General features: G+C 40.3%; 15 protein-coding genes and 1 pseudogene. 4 read left to right on the forward strand and 12 right to left on the reverse strand.

What is annotated here, in order from left to right:
• The first annotated feature begins 84 nt into the window (after positions 1 to 84).
• Positions 85 to 903 (forward strand): alpha/beta fold hydrolase, encoded by an 819-nt coding sequence (locus P2W65_RS19880; protein WP_289660408.1) that lies wholly within the window; start codon positions 85 to 87, stop codon positions 901 to 903.
• A gap of 579 nt (positions 904 to 1,482) precedes the next feature.
• On the opposite strand, the gene P2W65_RS19885 is transcribed toward P2W65_RS19880, so the two are convergent.
• The 5 genes from P2W65_RS19885 to P2W65_RS19905 all read right to left on the reverse strand — a co-directional run bounded on the left by P2W65_RS19885 (position 1,483) and on the right by P2W65_RS19905 (position 6,419).
• Positions 1,483 to 2,250: an SDR family NAD(P)-dependent oxidoreductase gene (locus P2W65_RS19885; RefSeq protein WP_289660409.1), complete on the reverse strand. Its 768-nt coding sequence runs from the start codon at positions 2,248 to 2,250 to the stop codon at positions 1,483 to 1,485.
• Between the two features lie 83 nt (positions 2,251 to 2,333).
• Entirely contained in the window at positions 2,334 to 3,230 is an 897-nt protein-coding gene (locus P2W65_RS19890; RefSeq protein ID WP_289660410.1) for a helix-turn-helix domain-containing protein, read from the reverse strand.
• Positions 3,231 to 3,288: 58 nt separating this feature from the next.
• Positions 3,289 to 4,107, reverse strand: coding sequence for an SDR family NAD(P)-dependent oxidoreductase (locus tag P2W65_RS19895; protein ID WP_289660412.1), 819 nt, complete (start codon positions 4,105 to 4,107; stop codon positions 3,289 to 3,291).
• Between the two features lie 197 nt (positions 4,108 to 4,304).
• Positions 4,305 to 5,060, reverse strand: coding sequence for an NADPH-dependent F420 reductase (locus P2W65_RS19900; protein ID WP_289660414.1), 756 nt, complete (start codon positions 5,058 to 5,060; stop codon positions 4,305 to 4,307).
• A gap of 33 nt (positions 5,061 to 5,093) precedes the next feature.
• Positions 5,094 to 6,419, reverse strand: coding sequence for an NtaA/DmoA family FMN-dependent monooxygenase (locus P2W65_RS19905; RefSeq protein WP_289660416.1), 1,326 nt, complete (start codon positions 6,417 to 6,419; stop codon positions 5,094 to 5,096).
• A 97-nt stretch (positions 6,420 to 6,516) separates the two neighbouring features.
• Between P2W65_RS19905 and P2W65_RS19910 the strand changes: the two genes are divergently transcribed.
• Complete coding sequence (locus P2W65_RS19910; RefSeq protein ID WP_089051453.1) at positions 6,517 to 6,867, forward strand: winged helix-turn-helix transcriptional regulator; 351 nt, start codon at positions 6,517 to 6,519, stop codon at positions 6,865 to 6,867.
• A 475-nt stretch (positions 6,868 to 7,342) separates the two neighbouring features.
• On the opposite strand, the gene P2W65_RS19915 is transcribed toward P2W65_RS19910, so the two are convergent.
• Positions 7,343 to 8,047: a DUF1214 domain-containing protein gene (locus P2W65_RS19915; protein WP_353511559.1), complete on the reverse strand. Its 705-nt coding sequence runs from the start codon at positions 8,045 to 8,047 to the stop codon at positions 7,343 to 7,345.
• Between the two features lie 150 nt (positions 8,048 to 8,197).
• A pseudogene (locus P2W65_RS19920) lies at positions 8,198 to 8,760 on the reverse strand (DUF1254 domain-containing protein); the annotation flags it as partial.
• Between the two features lie 1,619 nt (positions 8,761 to 10,379).
• On the opposite strand from P2W65_RS19920, the gene P2W65_RS19925 reads away from it, so the two are divergent.
• Entirely contained in the window at positions 10,380 to 10,631 is a 252-nt protein-coding gene (locus P2W65_RS19925; protein WP_289660420.1) for a DUF6965 family protein, read from the forward strand.
• A gap of 340 nt (positions 10,632 to 10,971) precedes the next feature.
• A complete protein-coding gene (locus tag P2W65_RS19930; protein ID WP_289660421.1) occupies positions 10,972 to 11,190 on the forward strand; it encodes a hypothetical protein in 219 nt (72 codons plus the stop codon).
• A gap of 15 nt (positions 11,191 to 11,205) precedes the next feature.
• Here the strand turns inward: P2W65_RS19930 and P2W65_RS19935 are convergent, their stop codons facing one another.
• The 5 genes from P2W65_RS19935 to P2W65_RS19955 all read right to left on the reverse strand — a co-directional run bounded on the left by P2W65_RS19935 (position 11,206) and on the right by P2W65_RS19955 (position 15,140).
• The gene (locus P2W65_RS19935) at positions 11,206 to 11,718 is read right to left on the reverse strand and encodes a response regulator (protein ID WP_289660422.1); all 513 of its coding nucleotides are present in this window, start codon (positions 11,716 to 11,718) and stop codon (positions 11,206 to 11,208) included.
• Between the two features lie 238 nt (positions 11,719 to 11,956).
• The gene (locus P2W65_RS19940) at positions 11,957 to 12,202 is read right to left on the reverse strand and encodes a hypothetical protein (protein WP_289660423.1); all 246 of its coding nucleotides are present in this window, start codon (positions 12,200 to 12,202) and stop codon (positions 11,957 to 11,959) included.
• A 102-nt stretch (positions 12,203 to 12,304) separates the two neighbouring features.
• Positions 12,305 to 13,813 (reverse strand): PAS domain-containing sensor histidine kinase, encoded by a 1,509-nt coding sequence (locus P2W65_RS19945; RefSeq protein ID WP_289660424.1) that lies wholly within the window; start codon positions 13,811 to 13,813, stop codon positions 12,305 to 12,307.
• Between the two features lie 287 nt (positions 13,814 to 14,100).
• Positions 14,101 to 14,526 carry a response regulator gene (locus P2W65_RS19950; RefSeq protein ID WP_289660425.1) on the reverse strand — a complete coding sequence of 142 codons (426 nt, stop codon included), beginning with the start codon at positions 14,524 to 14,526 and terminating at the stop codon, positions 14,101 to 14,103.
• Between the two features lie 251 nt (positions 14,527 to 14,777).
• A complete protein-coding gene (locus tag P2W65_RS19955) occupies positions 14,778 to 15,140 on the reverse strand; it encodes a helix-turn-helix transcriptional regulator (protein WP_289660426.1) in 363 nt (120 codons plus the stop codon).
• Positions 15,141 to 15,603 lie beyond the last annotated feature (463 nt).

A 15,603-nucleotide genomic window follows, 5' to 3' on the forward strand; every position in this document is an offset into this window, starting at 1 on the left:
AATAAAAAATGATAAAAACTTAGAATTTAACGACAATACCAAAATTAGGATACTCTTAATTTTATTAATCTTAAAACAAAAAAAATGAGCACAATTACAGTAAAAGACGGAACAGAAATTTATTATAAAGATTGGGGAACAGGACAACCTATCGTTTTTCACCACGGATGGCCTTTATCAGCAGACGACTGGGATGCGCAAATGATGTTTTTCTTAAAACAAGGATATAGAGTTATTGCTCATGACAGACGCGGACACGGTCGTTCTGGTCAAAGTTCTGAAGGCAACAATATGGAAACCTATGCTGCAGACGTAGCAGAATTGACCGCAGCACTAGACTTAAAAGATGCGATTCATATTGGCCACTCAACTGGCGGAGGGGAAGTAATTCGTTACGCAGCAAAATATGGAAAAGGACGTGTTTCTAAAGCCATTATTATTAGTGCTGTTACGCCAATCATGATCAAAAATGAGGCAAATCCTGATGGTGTCCCATTGTCTGTTTTTGACGAAATTAGAGAAGGAACGGGATTTAGCAGAGCACAATATTTTTATGATTTCCCAATCGCTTTCTACGGATGGAACCGCGAAGGAAAAACAATTCAAGAAGGTATCAAACACAATTGGTGGCGTCAAGGAATGATGGGTTCTGTACTGGCTCACTATGAAGGTATTAAAGCTTTCTCTGAATCCGATTTCACAGAAGATTTGAAAAGTTTAGACATACCTGTATTGGTTCTTCACGGAGAAGATGATCAGATCGTACCATATAATCAGGCTCCTAAAGCTGCAGCTCTTTTGAAAAATGGAAAATTAATTTCTTATCCTGGATTTCCTCATGGTATGCCTACAACAGAGGCAGAAACTATTAATAAAGATATTTTAGAATTTATCAAATCTTAAATATATCCTGATTTTTTAAATAAAAGCCTCCAGTCTACATTTTGATTCTGGAGGTTTTTATTTTTGATTTCTTTGATGATCTGTTGTCTAAAAATTAAATTGTTTTCGTGTTTAAACATTTGATATCATAATCGAATAACAAAATAGATAAAACTTTACTCATAACAAATATGTAAAGCAGTAAATCAAATTTTGTGGCAAATTCGTAGCATATGAGATTTGGAGTGGATATCTTTTTTGACGCAAAAATTTAAGGAAGTTTTTAATAAAAGAATTTAACTATCTGCTTTTTGATACTACATTTTTCACTCAATCCCCAACAGGACATCCAAACCAAATTCTTTAAGCTAATGCAAGACAGCCTTTACCAGTAGTAAGCCAATCTCTTCAAATCTTCCATAAAATTTATAGAAATTTGTCCTGTCCCCGTCACAAAGCCAAATGGCGCCAATTGAAGACAATTGGCGCCATTTTTTATTACTCTATAAATAACTTAACTCGTTTTTGTTGATCAAAACAAAAGCCTTTGGATTGATAGAACTAACGCATTAAAAACCAGCTTTTCTATATGCTGGTCCATTATATTCTATATCCGCCCGAAACTTCTATTCGCTGCGCATTAATCCATTTGGAATCATCAGAACAAAGAAAGGCTACTACACTTCCAATATCATCGGGCAAGCCGACTCTTGCTAAAGCAGTTTCAGAAGCCAGATGTTTATTCAAATCTGAAATATCACGTACAACACCCCCGCCAAAATCAGTTTCAATAGCCCCTGGAGCTACGGAATTGACTCTTATTTTTCTGCTTCCCAATTCCAATGCCTGGTATCTTGATAATGAATCGACTGCAGCTTTCATCGCGCCATAAACGGAATATCCAGCAAAAGAAAATCTTGCCAGACCGGAAGACGTATTTACGATGCTGCTGCCGTCATTCAGTAATGGTAATAGTTTTTGAGTTAAGAAATATGGGCCTTTGAAATGGATATTTGTCATTGCATCCAAAATTTCTTCTGTTGTTGTTTCAAAACTTTGGTTAATTCCGATACCCGCATTGTTTACTAGCGCATCTAATTTTGCAGAAGAAAATTGAGCATCTAAAACATCTTTTACTTCAGTTACAAATTGGTCAAAACCGGCAGTTGAAGAAATGTCCAAAGGCAATGAAAACGCTTTTTGTCCAATAGTTTCAATTTCTTTTACCACCTGGTCCGCAAATTCTTTTTTGGTCTGATAGGTAAGGATGATATGAAATCCTTTTTTCGCCAGCTGTAAAGCCGAATCTTTTCCAAGTCCGCGACTTGCGCCTGTTACTAATGCTATTTTATTTTGATTGTTTGACATTTTTTATTGTTTTTAACTTTGTGTATTTTTAAATAATTCTTTATTCAGTATATCTCTTACTTTTTTTATGATATTTACCACTTTTAATTTAATATGTTTGCCCTGAATTCATTTGGCGCGCTCCCTACTTCTTTTTTAAAAAGGCGTGAAAAATAAGTCGTATTTTCGAAACCAAGCAGATGAGAAATTTCAGTTATATTCAGTTCGCCTTCGGTCAGTAAGTTTTTTGCCTCGCCGATTAGAAAAAGATGAATAAGCTCCAGGGCAGTCTTTCCTGTTTCCTGTTTGAGCAAATCAGTTAAATAACGGGAAGATATATTCAACTTTTCTGCCATGAGAGATACCGTTGGTAATCCAATATTTTTTGTTTTTCTTTCTTCAAAATTAGCAGCAAGCAAAGCGTTAAACTTCGTAACTGTAGAACCGGTGAGCTCTGTACGGTTTATAAACTGCCTTTTATAAAAGCGCTGTGAATATTTAAGCATGGAATCCAGATGACTTACGATAATAGCTTTGCTGAGTTCATCAGTATTGTTGTTGTACTCTTTTTCAATATTGAAATACAGATTCCAAATGATATCCTCCTCGGCAGGTGAAAGATGTAAAGCCTCATTAACCTCGTAATCAAAATAACTATATTTCCTGATTTCGTTGTAAAGGACTGTTCCCGGTAAAAAGTCTTCATGAATCATAATTAGAAATCCCTTTTCCTCTAGTTCCACATTTTTAAAGACTACTTTCTGCTGGGGCTTTGTAAAGGACATGGAGCCGCGGTCATGGTCATATTTTGTTTTGCCATACTGCATGCTTCCAGATTTCAATTTTTTAAATCCTATAATATAAAATTCAGATGAAAACTCTAGAATACTATTACCGCTGCAACTGTCCCGTTCACCATATACGGCACTAAAGAGCGGGTGCTGGGGAGGTTTGATATCGAGCGCTTCATGCAGATCGCTGATTTTTTTGAAATGTATCATTGTTCTTAATTGTAAAAACAGATCCGGTAAATTTAGATTCTGCTAATTTAAACTTCCATTAACCATGTGCCGCCACCGACACATCCTGCCATGATTCCCATGTTTTCAGTCTTTCTGAGTAAGTGTGCTGCACCCAGGGAAAAGCAGTTTTTCCCAGCAGTAATCTGAGTGGCGGATTTTCAGAATAAACAAGCTTGACAAGAGCTTTGGCAGTGGCTGCAGGGTTACCTGAATCCTGCTCGCCAGCATGCTGATAAAAATCTTTTCGTACACCGTCGTAAACTGGTATTGATTCGCTGAGTGCAAGAGAAGTGGTCCCGAAGAAATCTGTAGAAAAACCACCTGGTTCTACTATGGTAACTTTAATGCCAAATCCGCTTACTTCACCCGCGAGTGTTTCAGTAAGGCCTTCAACAGCGAATTTTGTTGCACTATACAGCCCCATTAATGATACCGTATTCAAACCCAGCGCACTTGAAAGCTGAATGATATGTCCTGATTTTTGCTGGCGCATGATAGGCAGAACTGCCTGAATAGTCCATAATGATCCCAGTACATTAGTTTCAAACTGAGTTCTTACGTCCTGCTCTTTTAATTCCTCTACTGCCCCTATGTGTCCAAAACCGGCATTGTTTATTAACACGTCGATACTGCCAAAGTGCTTTTTTGCAGTTTCAATTGCCTCAAAACTTTCGTTTCGATCAGTAACATCAAGTTTTAGCACTAAAAGAGATGATGAAAATTCTTTATTAAGCTTGGTTAGTGTTTCAGGATTGCGAACAGCCGCAACTACATTATCGCCGCGTTTTAAAAATGCCTCTGCCCAAATTCTTCCGAATCCACGGGAGGCACCTGTTATAAAAATTGTTTTTGCCATGATATTAATTCTTAATATTTTGATATGGACAAAGTTCGCACAGATAGTACAGACGGTTATGATACAAAAGTAGGCAATAATGAAACATTTTAACGGAATTGTAATGGCTCTGGTTCACTGTTTCAAAGATGAATCTAAAAAAAAACAAAATCCCATCTCATTTAGTGAGAGGGATTTTGCAGTTCAGTAATTATAATTTATTTTAACTTAGGATTTTTTTGAAACAATCCTCTATTGTATTGTACTACATCTGGATGTGATGGATAGTAAGGCAGGGCAGAAAGATCAGCTATGGCCTTATCTCTTAATGACGGTGCTGCTTCTTTTACACCATCAGATAATGCCTGTTTTAATTCTTCTTCATTAAGTTCAGTGCAGTAAGCAGGAGTTCCAGGCTGATGTCTCCAAGATTCAGAAAGTCTGCCCGAGTCAACTGCATCGTAACCGGCATCATTAACTAATGCGGCAATTACTTTTTTAGCCTGCGGATCATCACCCGCTACAGCCATTGCTATTCTGTCTTCAGCACCGCTGTTTTTTCCGCCGTTTGCCAGCGTCTCTGCCAGCAAATTATTGAAAGCTTTTACAACAGGCCTTCCCAATTGCTCGGATACCCAGATACTTTCTACTTTTCCGTTTTTAATGTCTTCAATATCGGCATCACGGAACGGATAATAATTGGATGTGTCTACCACAATTACATTTTCCGGAACGCCTGCCAGCAAATCTTTAGGCAAAGTTGGTATTGCTATAGTAGGCAGTGATAAAATAATGACATCTACATCTTTTACAACATTCTTTAGTGTTGCAGCTTCAACACCTAACTCCTCAGCACGGGTCTGTAATTTATCAGCCTGATCTGTATTATTCACTTTCACTTCATGACCGGCTTGTGCCATTTTTTTTGCGATCGTACCGCCTATTGCTCCGGTACCTATTATTCCTATTTTCATATTATATAAGTTTCATTTGTTATAATTTTCAATTTAAACCCTTGGATCAATTCCATACTGATCCGGAACTCCAAGGTGTCCGCGCAAAGTTTTGCTTTCATACTCTTTGTGGAAAAGCCCTCGCTCCTGCAGCAGCGGAACAACCTGATCAACAAAGGCATCAATTCCATCCGAATTAACATCAGGTGAAATCCAAAACCCATCCGCAGCACCGGCTTCATACCAAGCCTGCATATGATCTGCCGCTTCTACGCCCGGCCCTGCAATTACAGGATGGTAATCTATCACGCCGTGAGCAAGAATATCAAGAACGGACCAGCCTTGCCTAGCAATTTTCAATGCATTGGAAGAACGAGGATCATAAGGAGATGGACGGGCATTTTCCAGCTGTGATTCTGAAATTGGTTCATTTATCAAGGAAAGATCAAGTGGAATACCTAGCATTTTTTGCAGGTACTCAAATTTTTGTATAAGTGAACTGCCTCCTAATTGTATTCGGCGATCGAGCGCCGTGCGTCTGTCCTTCGCAATGGTGGTCATCAGTCCGGCAATGTATTTGATTTCATCCGGATCACGACCGTAACTTTTTGCTGCCGCTCTAAATGCATTACGTTGCGCTCTTGCATCTTCAATTGTAAATGCTGCACCTATTACCACATTAGCAAAGCGTCCTGCCAACTGATGTGCATTGGGGCTGCCGCCTGCGTGAAAGATAATTGGCTGTCCCTGCTCTGACGGCGGAATGTATAAAGGTCCTCTTGAACCGACGTATTTACCTTGTAAATTGATTGGAAGAATCTGATCTTTCTTTGCAAACTGCCCACTGTTTTGGTTGTGTATCCAGGCATCTTTTCCCCAGCTCCCCCAAAGTGATTGAATGAGTTGGACAGCCTCATGGGCACGTCCATAACGATCTTGGCTCGACGGAATTCTTTTTCCGTAATTGGCTGCAACATCTTCCCCGCTTGATGTAATTGCATTCCATCCGGCCCTGCCATGACTCATAATGTCCAAGGCCTTAAATTGTCTGGCTAGATTAAAGGGTTCATTAAAAGTGGTTGATCCGGTAGCGACCAATCCAATATATTGAGTTTCTCTGGCAACAGCGGCGAGGGTCATCATCACATCAAGATTGAAAACGGGAGATTCAGTTTCAATATCTGTCATAACTGCACCGGGACCATCCGGCAAAAATATAAATTGAAATTTTCCACGCTCTGCAGCCTGAGCCTGCTTTACACGGATATCAAAACTCGTGTAGCTTTCGGGATCAACTCCCGGCATACGCCAAGCCCCTGATTGAGATCCGTATCCATTTCCAAGATGAAGTCCAATAAGCATTTTTCCTACAGCATTCATAAATTGAATATTTTGATTAATTATATTGCAAAATTAAACAAAATCACTTTCCTTTGTATAGCTATTTCCTAAAGGAAAGCGAAATAAATAATTTATCATGCCGAAAAAGAAACCTTATTGTGAGTGCCTAAATACCGTTAAGCCAGTACGGGACACACTTGAAGTAATTAATGGAAAATGGAAATTATCCATCATTATTTCTGTAGGTGTAGGAAACAGCCGATTTACTGAAATTCAAGAGAGCATTCCAGGATTAACTCCCAAAGTACTTTCAAAAGAACTTAAGGAACTTGAACAGCACCAGCTGATCAAACGGATTATAACGAACGATTATCCTGTCAAAATATCATATTGCTTAGAACCCTATGCAGATACCTTGACCCCTATTATCTACGCTATGAAAGATTGGGGATTAAACCATAAGAAGAAAATTTTTCAAGAAAGATAATATTGCAGAAATTTAATTACTTAGCTAATGCTTATGTTTACAAAATGTAGCTACATTTATTTTTGGCCTTTAGGTGAATATAAAATTATCTGAATAAATTTTATGCTAAAATCATGTATAAGCTGCGTAAACTCTACTTCAATCCCCAAAAGGACATCTAAACCAAATTACCAAAGCCACTGGAAGACAGATAACTACATATAATAAGCCACTTTTTCAAATCCTCCAAAAAAGATGTTGTAATTTGTCCCGTTCTTCACTTAAGGAGATAACTATTAAATAGTTGTCTCTTTTTTTATATACAAACATATAGATTTTTCAAGCCTTTACGACCTAATATTTTATGGTTCGAATTTTTCACAAGGAATCCTTAGTCTGTTCTAAATAAACAGTCTAAAGTGGCTTTATCTGAGATTTAATCGGAGCTGAACTATGGTTAGAAGTCCCGATAGGGATAAATTGAATAAGATATCTTTTATTGTTTTTTTACTGCTGGCACATTCCACTTTCCATTTATCATTTCTTCCTTTGGCCAATAAACGCGAAGCATAAAATTAAAAGGTGCTTTTGGTGCGGGCAGCCAATTATTCATTTTTTCTTTTTCAGGTGTTTCATTTTGAATATAAATATCTACAGAACCATCTTTATTTATCTTTAATGGATTTCTATCTCCAATTGAATAACGATTCAATGCATTATCATAGAAAAACCCCTTGGAATCATAAAGTGTTAAACTCCAGAACGCATTAGAAGGTGGAGTTTGCCCTTTATCAAAATGCAGAACATATTTGTGTTTTGACCCATCGTACGGGTCGCCATCTGCGTCTATTGAAGAAGAAGGATACATAGCATCCTTGTCAAGATTTGCTCCCCAGCCGGTGTATGCAATACCTGCACGAAACTTATACTTAGTACCATAATCGCCTAGCCCATGTTCCAATGACCATCCATTTATGAGCTTGCTGGAATTAAATCCATTTTTTCCCATTTCAACTTTAGCCCAATTAGGAATTACTGCTATTGAATCTTGTACAGCTTTTGAAAATTTAGAAATATCAAATTTTAATCCAGGCGCGATTCCGATTGAAGCTAATTTTTTCATTATAATAGAATCTTTACTTTGAGCAGGATTAATAACCAATAGCTTATTAAAAGTATTAAAGAAATCTACTGTTGACATTTCTATAACAACATCTCCGGGAGCCTTGCGAGGAACAGAAGGATCAACCTTTCCTTTTGGAGCTAAATACGATTTTCCGTATGAACTTAAAGGGATTATTTTATAGCCCTCTTGAATTTTTCGCACTGTAGTTGCACCATCTTCCTTACTGTTAACTTGCGTACGGCCAAGAAGTACGATCATATTAGTAGGTGCTTTTACTTGTTTAATACCTGAAGGAACATTTCCTTTCCATTCTGGTCCTGTAAGCAAATAAGTTTGTTCTTGAGGCCTGTATTTCTTTTACCTGGACAAAAAAACACGTTAGACCACGCGTCCAGCAATGGCATAAGATAGTATCTGCCATTAGTATTTGGAATTTGAAATACAAGCGGTTCTTTTTCTAAATTCATCCAACACGATGTATAATACGTGTCGACATTCATTCTGATAACAGTATGATCTTTAGCGTCAGGAAAATGACTCGCACTTACTATTTGATTAATGGGAGCCATCATTGGTCCATTATTACGAACAATTGTTTCTGTATTAACCATTAACTGCTGAGTCGAATTAAAAAGGATCATAGGATAAGCAAATTCATACGCCTCTTTAAAAGTTTGAATAATTTCCTTATCACTTAAAGTTCCTTGATTATTTTGTAAAGAACCTTTCTTATTGTTACAAGAAAAGATTACGGCAGTAAAAACAACGAAAATGACTTTTCTATTCATAAAAACATTTTTTAAATTAGTGAACTTAGCAAATCATATTATCCCTTTCAACAAATGCACGCTATTTTTGTTTATTAAAAATAACACAACACTATGATCGCTTTCCTTTTCATAATTTGGATTTACAATATAAATACTAAAATATATAGGAACGAAAATTGAAACCAATTAAAGGTAGAAAATTGTAATAATTTTACCGATAAATTATAACATTAGTATGTTGCAAATTATAATTTGCAACAAGAAAGAATTGATTTCTTATTCAACCTGTATATAAAAAGAATAAAGAGAATTATATATTATCCAATAGTATTGAAATCGAAGAGCTTTCAAAAATTAAAAATTAGAAAAATTTTACATTAATCCCCAACAGGACATCCAAACCAAATTACCAAAGCCACTGGAAGACAGATAACTACATATAATAAGCCAATTTCTTCAAATCATCCAAAAAAAATGTTGAAATTTGTCCTGTCGGGGTCACAAAGCCAAATGGCGCCAATTAAAGACAATTGGCGCCATTTTTTTATTAAACATAATTGCTGATGGACTACAGCTGAAAATTGATTTATTCCTATAGCCTTTAGCATTTTTTTTAGCCCCGATAGCAGTGGAAATCCTTCTGCGCCGGGGTTCGGCGCTAAAGATTGAAACGCATAGCGGGAACAGCTCCCAAAAAATAATATTATATACAATCTAAAAAGCCAAACAACAACAACAACAACAACAACAACAACAACAACAACAACAACAACAACAACAACAACAACAACAGTGAATAGAACAATAAAAAACCTTACAGGCTATCTGGCAGAAAACCCAAAAAAACTTTTCCTTATTGACTCTGCAGGAGCGGCCCTGACGGCATTTTTAATGTTTATAATACTGCGGCACTTTGACGCATATTTTGGAATGCCCAAAACCGTACTGGCCTGCCTCTTGGCCACGGCAGTCTGTTTTTGTATTTATTCGGCCGCGTGCTTTTTATTTTTAAAAAAGACCCCGGATACTGTTCATAAGGATTATAGGCCTTGCAAACCTGCTTTACTGCGCGGCTGTAATCGGACTTGTGATTCAATACCGCCATGTACTGACCATAATCGGGATGGGATATTTTCTGGCTGAAGCAGCAGTTATCTGCACGCTGGGCTGTATCGAGCTCAGTACGGCAAAGGAAATAAAAAAAAGAGCGGCCCGCAGCTAAACGACCAGCAGAAAAACACTGTAAATATATTGCCAGGGATAATGACGGCGGGAAATCTGTATAACATCCCCTGAAAAACACCGCAGTTATTTAAATTCTGGATGAGCCATACGGTTCGCTTTAAATTACAGGACAAGACAATAATATCCTTATTCTGCAGTTTAATACCTATGCCGTGCAGATGCGGCCAATAAACCGATAAGAAGATTCATAAAACAGCTAATCTGCTGTATTTCACAATACCGGCAGTGCCCTGCTGATAATTTAAATAAACATTTTTTGGAAGATTATGTTTATGGACAGGCCCGTCTTTATAGATCTATACTGACGGGTTTTATTTTTGCGTCCCGCAGGCCGGCCGGGGCGATATGCCCCCGCCCTTGACAGGACAGGGATTTTTATTTATTTTTGCCCTGTGAATCCTGAAGAAATCAAACGCTATTTTGAGCATAATCCACCGCCCAAGGAAGTAAGACTGGCTCCGTGGGCCAATATCACCGATACGCAGGTTTTTCTGAGTAGCTGCTACAGCACCATCAAAAACTTTAACGGTCCCGTGGACAGATGTCCGGCATGGTGGCATCTGAGGGATTTCTACCTGCTGGTAAAGAAAACCCAGAAGCCAGACGCGTCAGATCCGCAGCCTGAAGAGCTGGCTGCGGACTAAAGCCGAATGAAACAGCCCCGCACTTTTCTGCAGGGTTCTTTTATATATTAAAAGACTAGTTAAGAATGGAATAGATTTTATTTTTAGGCTATCTAATAAAATTATAAGTTATAGAATGTAACATTGTGCGATACTCCCTCAGCCCCGATTGCTCCGCCATTTCGCTTCGCTTGTGTGCATCGGATAGCGGGAAAAGCTCCTGAAAAAATTAAACTTAAAAAATTATACCCCACATACCTGCAATAATCCTCTACTTTTGCAGTTCAAAACTTATTACTCACAAACGGCGCAAAACATCAATTCTGCCAGACTAAACACAGCTGTAGGGAGATCACGAAAAATGAAGAAGTTTACAATTAAGAAACAACAAGGCGATAACTGGCTGGTATCCCACAACGAGTTCCCGAAATTCAACTGTCTCTTTGAAGATAAAAAATTCAACTACCAGAGAACCATCACAGGATTGTCTGACCCCACGGGAAATCCAGAGGAAATCCAGCTGCTTGAGAAAATGGAAAAATGGCTCTCGCTGCACCACAGCGAAAAAATAAACGGCTGACACTTCTAAACCCCCTTAGGAGTCCCCTTGTGATATGTTCTTTTCTGAAACAAAAAATAATTTTCTGACCGGCCCCAATAAAGTTTTGGCCCAGTGAAGAAAAAAAACTTTCTTGAGCACCAGCACAAAGCCGGCAAAAGAACTCGGTTTCTGCACATAAAGGTCCGCCCCCTTCCCAAAGGCATCTTCAATATCCAAGGGATGGTCCCAGGTGGAGAGCATAACGGCCGGGATGTCCCGAAGCTCATCGTCTTTCTTTATTTCTTCCAGCGCCTGTTTCCCCTCCTTAACGGGCATATTGACATCAATAAAAATAATATCCGGATTGGGCTGGGAATCATCTCTCAAGCTATCCAGGAGCTGCTGCCCGTTCTCAACTGTAGTAACCTCAGAAGGGACATCGGTTTCCCCAATGGCATCAATAAACAATTCCTGGTCCTCGGTGTCATCCTCGGCCAGCAGGATCTTTACAGGCTCTTTTTCATTTTGCCCCTCAGGGGCCGTGCTGGAATTATCGGAACTTATCATATTGGAGCGGTTTTTACCTGTCAAATGTAGCGCAAAAATGCTTAAAAGATTCCCATTGGCCGATAATATTGAAAGCGGCGGGATATCCGGCGCATAAGGGCTCCTCAGATCATCATTCCCTGTTGTGCATTATAAGGAAAAACGGTTTTCGGTTCTTTGGCGCCAAAACAAAAAAATGCCCGCCTGGGTACAGCAGGCGGGCATGGGTAATAATCCTGGTCAAATTGAGTTAAGCCGGTTAATCTATTGTTATGGTCTCAGAGAGGTTCTCACTGCTGATAAAGGCCGCTATATATTGCCGCACTTCATTTTGTTTATCTGGCGGGGTCTCAAAAGTGTTGAGATGATACTGCTGGTCCTGGTCCATGATGTGGATAATCTCGGTATAGCCTTTTGAAATGAGGCTTCCTTTTAATTTAATTACCCTGAGCTGCTGGCGGGGTTCCAGATCCTTTTTCACCCTGAATCGTACTTGTTTGTGCATTGTAAAAAATTCCGTTTATAAACCGCTGTGATTATAAATCAAATATAGTGATTAAAAAGGCTGCCCGGTCATGCCTGAATGTTAAAAAATATCCCGCACGGCCTAAAGCGCAGTGCTTTGCTGCTTTAAGGGCAGGCGGACCGTAAAGACGGCCCCCTTGTCCTTTTCCCCTGATGCTGTGATGGTCCCCCCGTGGCGCTCCACAATCTTTCTGCAGAGTGACAGCCCAAGACCGCTGCCTTCGTACTGGTCCTTGGAATGAAGGCGCTCAAAGGCCGTGAAGATCCGCTCGCTGTATGCCTTATCAATGCCGATTCCGTTGTCCTCAATGCAGACCTGCACCAGATCCCCGCCGCTGCCCTGAACCAGACTGCTGCTGATAATGACCTTTGGAGGAATTTCCGCCCTTGAAAACTTAAGGGCATTGTGCACCAGGTTGTAGAAAAGCTGCTGGATCAGGATCCTTGCCCCTTGAATCTCAGGGAGCTCAGAGCTGATAAGGACCGCATTTTTCTCCTGTATGACCAGCTCAAGGTCGGTCTTGATCCCTTCCAGGATCCTGTTAAGGTCAATGCGCTCAACGGGCTGTTTTTTCTTGTCTGCGGCGGAATACGCCAGTATGCCTTCAATGACATTCTGCATCCTGTGGACGGAATGTTCGATCTTTCCCATATACCATTCCAGCCTCTGGCTAAACTCAGACTGCATTTCATCGCGCATCCGGCTGATAAAGGTTTTGACCTTGCGCACCGGCTCCCTGAGGTCATGGCTGACCAGATTGGCAAAATGCTGCAGATCGTCATTGGAACGCTGAAGCTCCTGGGTAGTTTCGCGGGCCTCTTTTCGAAGCTGCTCCTCCAGGGTCTTCCGGCGGTCTATATCCTCGATAATGCCGGTGATTTTAACCGGCTTCCCGTTCTCATCTCTGATTATTTTACCGGTGATATTGGTCCATCGCAGCGATTTGTCCTCATTTATGATCCTGGCCTGATAGGAAATCACCCCGCTCTGCTGGGCATCAAGGTGGGCTTTCTCACGCACTGCTATATCATCGGGATGAAGCTTTGATATGATCTTTTCATTTGTAATGGTATCTTTTATATCCCAGATAGAACTGAAGTTGCCCGAAGTCGCTATGGACTGGGACAGCAGGTCTATTTCGTAGGTGCCCATCCCCGATGCCTCAACGGCCATGCGAAGCTGCTCTTCGGAACTCTGCACTTTTTCCTTTGCCAGATGAAGATCGGTGATATCCATCCCAGTGTTCATCACCCCATAGACAAGTTCCTGCTGATCGAAAAGGGGCATAAAGCAGTAATTGAAATAAAAAGTCTTCTGCTGCCCGTCAATTACAATATCCACCCTTTTATCCTTGGCATGAAATGCGCTGCCGGTTCTATAAACCTCAAGGGCCTGTTCAAAAATGCGCTGCTTCCCAAGCTCGGGAAGCACCTCAATATAGCTTCGTCCAAGCACCTTATCGCCTTTGCCCCAGGTTTTTATCATCGCCAGATTGGCCAGTTCTATCTTTAATTCACTGCCGGTATACACCCCTATGGGCAGCGGGGCATTATCCACTATATCTCTTAAAAGCTGTAAAGTTCTTTCCATGGCTGCAGTCTATTTTTAAAACGAATATACAGGTTTTTAATGCCCAGGATGTTACATGCAGCTTTAATATTATTCCACAATTTCCACCGCAGAGGCCTGCCTTTGTCTTTACTGCAGGCTTTAGGGGGAAGAAAACAGATAAAAAAAAACAGCCCAGGAAAAATGCACGGCGGCAAAATGCGGCACGGCGGCCTAAAAACGTAATCTTCCATTTTACACTTCCATCTGTTTTTTTTAAATGCAGTGCGGGCTGCTTTAAACCGCCGCCCGGATCAATTCAGGCCGCATCAGCGCAAAAGCAGACCTCGGTCCGCCTGGGGATCTTCCCAGTCCATTTCCATTATCCTGCGTATCAGGGATTTCAAATCCCCGTACAAGACGGGCTTGACGGCATAAGAATCTGCCCCCATACCAAGGGCACGCTCCACCTGGCGGGGATTTGCCGAGGTGGAAAAAATGATAACCCTGATGTCTTTTATATCTTCTCTGCCGCCGCGTATTTCTTTAAGGCATTCAAAACCATCTTTTAAAGGCATCTGCAGATCAATAAGGATAAGGTCCGGGAGCGAGCCGGCCGGCGCAGAGAGGGCATCGGTCAGCGCTTTGCCGCTTTCAAAAAGCCTCAGGCCCTCCACAGGGAACATCTCATAGAAAAGCTCGGCAAAAATTTCCCTGTCATCGGGATCATCATCGGCAAAATAGATATTTTTCATAGTTTCTGGCACAATACGCCCCATTTTATCGGTAGGGCAGTTAAGCAATGTTCGAATTTAAAAAGTCATATCTAAAATCTATATTGACTTAAAACTTTAAAAATATCTGATTATGCAAAAGATTATTAACAGCTCAATATACGCAATTTTCCCGGCCTGTGAAGAAAAACAGGCCCCTAACTGCAGCCAATACTGTTTCCCGCAGGGTTTTTAAGCCCCTGCTGCCTGCTGCCAGCCTGCGAAGAACCGTATTAGAGGCCCCCGAATTTATTTTTATAGACATTGAGCTCCCTGTCGGTTTTTTCCAGCAGTTTCTCCAGAAGGGCAATTTTGTCCGTGTAGAGCGTGTTTAAAGCGCTGTGCTGCCCTGCAGCTGCCCTGCTTTTAAATCTGGGGTCCAGGTACCCGCTGATGTCAAAGCTTATGATGTTTCTCACATCCATTTCAAAGACTGCCGCAATTTCTTCCAGCTTTTCAAAACTCACACTGCTTGCGCCTTTTTCAATTTTGCTGTAGCCCGCCTGGGTCATATCAAGCCTTAAGGCCATATACTGCTGGGTGTAATTTTTAAGCTCTCTCAGCGTTTTTATATTCTCATTTATTCTGCTGTACATAAATTTGGATTTTACTGTGTTAGATTCACACCTCCGGTCGGGCATGCCGGATCAGAGATGACTGCAGAAAAATAATTCACGAATCTCTCCTGCAATAACAAATGTCGACCCTTTGGGCTGTTTTGCCATGTACATGCCCCAAAGGGTTTTAGCTGTCCCGAAAACAGACCCGCAGGCTCCAGAGCCAAAAACACTGCACCGGCGGCAGTGCGCTAAAAACAGCTATACGGGCCGGCTGCCAAAAACAGCTGTCTTTTTTTATTGAAAAATAAACAAAAAAATAGAATTTTCAGGATTATGAGCAGTCCATTATTTATAATCGATGCTCTGCTGTTGGAAAAATTACGAAAATTATTAAAGGCAATTGATAGAAAAGCTGCACTATTTTATGCGTTCAGCGGGCAGAAAACAAATGTATAGTAAAAATATTATATTTAATTAAATGCAATATGGGCCGCAGAAG

This window comes from Flavobacterium panacagri (assembly GCF_030378165.1).
GTDB classification, from domain to species: domain Bacteria; phylum Bacteroidota; class Bacteroidia; order Flavobacteriales; family Flavobacteriaceae; genus Flavobacterium; species Flavobacterium panacagri.

Excerpts from the sequence above, each read along its gene's own strand:
- P2W65_RS19955 (WP_289660426.1), bottom strand. The coding sequence starts at position 15,140 with ATGTACAGCAGAATAAATGAGAATATAAAAACGCTGAGAGAGCTTAAA.
- P2W65_RS19890 (WP_289660410.1), bottom strand. The coding sequence starts at position 3,230 with ATGATACATTTCAAAAAAATCAGCGATCTGCATGAAGCGCTCGATATC.
- P2W65_RS19945 (WP_289660424.1), bottom strand. The coding sequence starts at position 13,813 with ATGGAAAGAACTTTACAGCTTTTAAGAGATATAGTGGATAATGCCCCG.
- P2W65_RS19930 (WP_289660421.1), top strand. The coding sequence starts at position 10,972 with ATGAAGAAGTTTACAATTAAGAAACAACAAGGCGATAACTGGCTGGTA.
- P2W65_RS19885 (WP_289660409.1), bottom strand. The coding sequence starts at position 2,250 with ATGTCAAACAATCAAAATAAAATAGCATTAGTAACAGGCGCAAGTCGC.
- P2W65_RS19905 (WP_289660416.1), bottom strand. The coding sequence starts at position 6,419 with ATGAATGCTGTAGGAAAAATGCTTATTGGACTTCATCTTGGAAATGGA.
- P2W65_RS19910 (WP_089051453.1), top strand. The coding sequence starts at position 6,517 with ATGCCGAAAAAGAAACCTTATTGTGAGTGCCTAAATACCGTTAAGCCA.
- P2W65_RS19935 (WP_289660422.1), bottom strand. The coding sequence starts at position 11,718 with ATGATAAGTTCCGATAATTCCAGCACGGCCCCTGAGGGGCAAAATGAA.
- P2W65_RS19950 (WP_289660425.1), bottom strand. The coding sequence starts at position 14,526 with ATGAAAAATATCTATTTTGCCGATGATGATCCCGATGACAGGGAAATT.
- P2W65_RS19915 (WP_353511559.1), bottom strand. The coding sequence starts at position 8,047 with ATGTCAACAGTAGATTTCTTTAATACTTTTAATAAGCTATTGGTTATT.
- P2W65_RS19880 (WP_289660408.1), top strand. The coding sequence starts at position 85 with ATGAGCACAATTACAGTAAAAGACGGAACAGAAATTTATTATAAAGAT.
- P2W65_RS19900 (WP_289660414.1), bottom strand. The coding sequence starts at position 5,060 with ATGAAAATAGGAATAATAGGTACCGGAGCAATAGGCGGTACGATCGCA.
- P2W65_RS19940 (WP_289660423.1), bottom strand. The coding sequence starts at position 12,202 with ATGCACAAACAAGTACGATTCAGGGTGAAAAAGGATCTGGAACCCCGC.
- P2W65_RS19895 (WP_289660412.1), bottom strand. The coding sequence starts at position 4,107 with ATGGCAAAAACAATTTTTATAACAGGTGCCTCCCGTGGATTCGGAAGA.